Origin of the sequence: Mesorhizobium sp. B2-4-15 (assembly GCF_006658505.1) — a bacterium.
In the GTDB taxonomy this organism is placed as follows: domain Bacteria; phylum Pseudomonadota; class Alphaproteobacteria; order Rhizobiales; family Rhizobiaceae; genus Mesorhizobium.
In genome coordinates this window covers 1-1,020 of sequence record NZ_VFUZ01000061.1, presented here as the reverse complement: position 1 = coordinate 1,020, position 1,020 = coordinate 1, and the positions used below count along the sequence as shown (strand labels likewise).

The 1,020-nt window shown below is 59.4% G+C and carries 1 protein-coding gene and 1 pseudogene; both read left to right on the top strand.

Features of this window, described 5'->3' with window-relative positions:
* Window positions 1-266: 266 nt before the first annotated feature.
* Window positions 267-443, top strand: a pseudogene (locus FJ930_RS30690) (Arm DNA-binding domain-containing protein); the annotation flags it as partial.
* A gap of 169 nt (window positions 444-612) precedes the next feature.
* Window positions 613-885: an RES domain-containing protein gene (locus tag FJ930_RS29910; RefSeq protein ID WP_141841186.1), complete on the top strand. Its 273-nt coding sequence runs from the start codon at window positions 613-615 to the stop codon at window positions 883-885.
* Window positions 886-1,020 lie beyond the last annotated feature (135 nt).

The window sequence follows — 1,020 nt, the reverse complement described above, 5'->3', positions numbered from 1 at the left end:
TCAACACCTCCGGCCAAAAGCCAAAAGTGTTACCCATGTGTCCGGTACAAATCGTCACCTATGTCTCGGGTCGCTCATCTCCCAACGTTCCCTTTCGCAGAAATTTCTACGCTTCCATCTCTGCAAATAGCTGAATCGCTGGTCTTTTCGTAGAGAACGACGTGACCAGCCGCGTTTCGCGGAGATCTGGGCGTACTTGGTCCAACGGCGCCCTGGGATGGTATTTCCGTTGGTATTGGGCATCCTGTTGGTATCAAAAAGCCAAAGTGAGGTCCCATCAATGGCCCTATCCCGACGTCAAATGCCGAAATGCCAGACCCGCCTCCAAGCTCGTTAAACTGTCTGACGGTGGTGGGCTCCAACTTCGGGTGCAACCCACCGGATCTCGGCTGTGGCGCCTCGCCTATGGATTTGAAGGAAAGCAGAAGCTTCTGGCGCTAGGCGGCTAAATGCGCGCCGGCGCCAGCGTGAACACTTCCGTCAATGTTTGCCTGCCGTGGGATCTTCAGTTCGCCGGGCGTGACGATCACGATAGCGCTCAGAGCTGGCGGCGATCCCTGAGCGCTCGAGAACGGGGCGCGCGGGTGAAGTAACCACGTCGGGCCGGACGAGATCTTCCATCGCTATCTGACACCTAAATGGGCTTTCCTGCCCACCAGCGGTGCAGGCGCGGCGATTGACGGCGGTCGTTTCAACCGGCCGGGCGTCGAAGCACTTTATCTGTCCCGTTCGACCCAGACGGCTCTTGACGAATACAAGCAGGGTGCCAGCATCACCCCGCCGGCCACCCTTGCGGCTTACAAGATCACGCTCGCTGAGGTGACCGACCTTTCGCAGGAATTCGACCCGGACATCTGGGACGGCGCCCCCGACGCCCTCAGGTGACATTCGGAGGCCCAGATGCGCCAAGCTCGGGCCCCGGCGCGAGGTGTGAGCGTCTCAATTGGGGCCGTGTATGGACGGCTCTCCGTTGGCAAGGGATTCTTTGAGCTTTGCCTTTGCTGGTTGGTGCGGCCATGT